General features: G+C 60.0%; 2 protein-coding genes. Both read right to left on the bottom strand.

The annotated features are described in order from the left end of the window. The coding region (locus EN879_RS31385) for a DUF444 family protein (protein ID WP_127274501.1) at positions 1 to 757 on the bottom strand (757 nt) is incomplete at its 3' end. A 17-nt stretch (positions 758 to 774) separates the two neighbouring features. Continuing rightward, positions 775 to 2,657 (bottom strand): PrkA family serine protein kinase (locus tag EN879_RS31380; protein WP_127274500.1); only part of this gene is annotated, 1,883 nt, incomplete at its 5' end.

The raw sequence follows: 2,657 nt of genomic DNA, 5'->3' as shown, positions 1-2,657 counted from the left end.
TAAGACAGAACATGACGGCATTGGCGTTCGGCACCGGCCGGGAATCGAAGCGGTTGAAGCGGATGTCGACCGGATCGACATAGGCAATCCGGCGGCGGCGGCGTTCCAGCCGGTCGAGCTCTTCGCGCAATGCCGCAATACGCTGGCGCGCTTCGGCGCTGGATGGCGTCGACTCGAGCGAGGCGATTTCCTCGAGGATCGCATCCAGTTCGACCTGCTTGGGGCGCCTCAGCGCAATGCGGCGGCCGTGGCTGTTGCGCATTGTGCGGCCAACATTGATGTTGGTCGGCGAACCTGTGGCGGCGAAGCCGGCTCTGCGCGGCTTGAAGGCAAGGATCTCCTTGAGGTTGAGCTTGACCATGTCCGGGAGCTCGAGATCCTCGAAGAAAAGATCGAGCACTTCCTCGCGCGACAGCACGAAACGAAAGTCGTCTTCAGATGCCTTGTTTCCCGGCGACGATGCTCCCCCGCCGCCCCCGCCGGGTTTGGGGATCAGGTCTCCAGCGGAGAAATGCCTGTTGCCCGGCAAGATGTGCTGGCGCCTGCCGCTGTCGCGGGCGTTGTTGAAGCTCGGCTCGCTTGTGCCTCTTTCGGGCATGCGCACGGCATGCTCGGAATCCGCGTCGGCGATCCTGCCGGTGCGGATCTGATCGCGTATGCTGCGTTTCAATTCCTCGCGCGCGCGTCGCAGGAAGCGCTGGCGATTGCCGAGGCTTTTGTCTTTAGGGTTCAGGCGGCGGTCGATGAAGATCGGCATGGAACCATCCGGGTTCTCTAACCCGCCCTGTTCACCCGCATGTACCAGTCCACAAGGCGACGCACCTGCCGCTCGGTGTAGCCGCGCTCGACCATCCGCTGCACGAATTCATTGTGCCGCTTTTCCGTGACACTGTCCTGCTTGGAGCCGAAACTGATCACCGGCAGGAGGTCCTCGACCTGGCCGAACATGCGTTTTTCGATGACTTCCCGCAGCTTTTCGTAACTTGTCCACGCCGGGTTGCGGCCATGGTTTCTTGCACGGGCGCGCAGGGTGAATTTCACCACCTCATTGCGGAAGTCCTTGGGATTGGCGATGCCGGCCGGTTTTTCGACCTGTGAAAGCTCGTTGTCCAAAACCTCGCGGTTGAGGATCTGGCCTGTGTCGGGATCCTTGTAGTCCTGGTCTTCGATCCAAGCGTCGGCATAGGCGATGTAGCGGTCGAAAAGGTTCTGGCCGTACTCGCTGTAGGATTCCAGATAGGCTTTCTGGATCTCATGGCCGATGAATTCGGCATACCGCGCGGCCAGCTCGGACTTGATGAACTCCAGATAGGCGGCTTCCGTCTCCTTCGGAAACTGTTCGCGCTTGATTGCCTCCTCCAGGATGTACATGAGATGCACGGGGTCGGCGGCCACCTCTTCGGTGTCGTAGTTGAAGGTCTGCGACAGGATCTTGAAGGCAAAGCGCGTGCTGACGCCTGCCATGCCCTCATCTACGCCGGCGGCGTCCCGATATTCCTGAACCGACTTTGCCTTGGGGTCGACTTCCTTGAGGTTCTCGCCATCATAGGCGCGCATCTTGGTGTAGAGCGGCGAATTGTCGTGCTCGGCCAAGCGGGTCGAGACGGTAAACCGGCTGAGGATGTCCAGCACCTCTGGAGCGCAGGGACTGGCGGCCAATTCGCTCTCCCGCAACAGTTTCTCGTAGATCTGCCGCTCTTCGGTTATCCGCAGGCAATACGGCACCTTGACGACGAGGATGCGATCGAGAAAAGCCTCATTGTTCTTGTTGTTCTTGAACTGCAGCCATTCCGACTCGTTGGAATGGGCCACGATGATCCCCTGGTAGGGAAAGGCGCCGAAATTTTCGGTGCCGTTGTAGCTGCCTTCCTGGGTAGCCGTCAGCAGCGGATGCAGGACCTTGATAGGCGCCTTGAACATTTCGACGAATTCAAGCAGGCCCTGGGTGGTCCGGTTCAGTCCACCGCTATAGGAATAGGCGTCCGGATCGGACTGGCTGAAGTTTTCCAATTGCCGGATGTCCACCTTGCCGACCAGGGCCGAGACGTCCTGATTGTTCTCGTCGCCGGGCTCGGTCTTGGCGATGCCGATCTGGCGCAGTCGCGACGGCATCAGCTTGACGACGCTGAACTTGGAAATGTCGCCGGAAAGTTCGTCGAGGCGCTTGGCCGCCCATGGCGAAATGAGCCCATTCAAGCGGCGTCGTGCAATGCCGTATTTATCCTCCAGCAGGTCGCCCATGCGATCGGGATGGAAAAGGCCAAGCGGCGATTCGAAAACCGGGCTGACCTGGTTGCCGACCTTCAGCGTGTAGATCGGGCGCTGTTCCATCAACTTCTTCAGCCGCTCGGCAAGGGAGGATTTGCCGCCGCCCACCGGGCCGAGCAAATAGAGGATTTGCTTGCGCTCCTCGAGCCCCTGGGACGCATAGCGAAAATAGCCGGCGATGCGCTCGATTGTATCCTCCATGCCGTAGAAATCGGCGAAGGAGGGGTACACTTTCAGGGTCCGGTTGGAGAAAATACGGCCGAGCCGCTCATCCTTGCTGGTGTCGACCAGGTTCGGCTCGCCGATCGCCTCGACCATCCGTTCAGGCGCCGAGGCATACATCGACTTGTCCTCGCGGCAGGCAAGGAGATATTGCTGGATGCTGATCT

The sequence above is a fragment of the Mesorhizobium sp. M7A.F.Ca.AU.002.02.1.1 genome (assembly GCF_003998535.1).
GTDB classification, from domain to species: domain Bacteria; phylum Pseudomonadota; class Alphaproteobacteria; order Rhizobiales; family Rhizobiaceae; genus Mesorhizobium; species Mesorhizobium ciceri.
The sequence above is the reverse complement of the archived record's forward strand: the minus strand, read 5'-3'. Positions and strand labels throughout refer to the sequence as shown.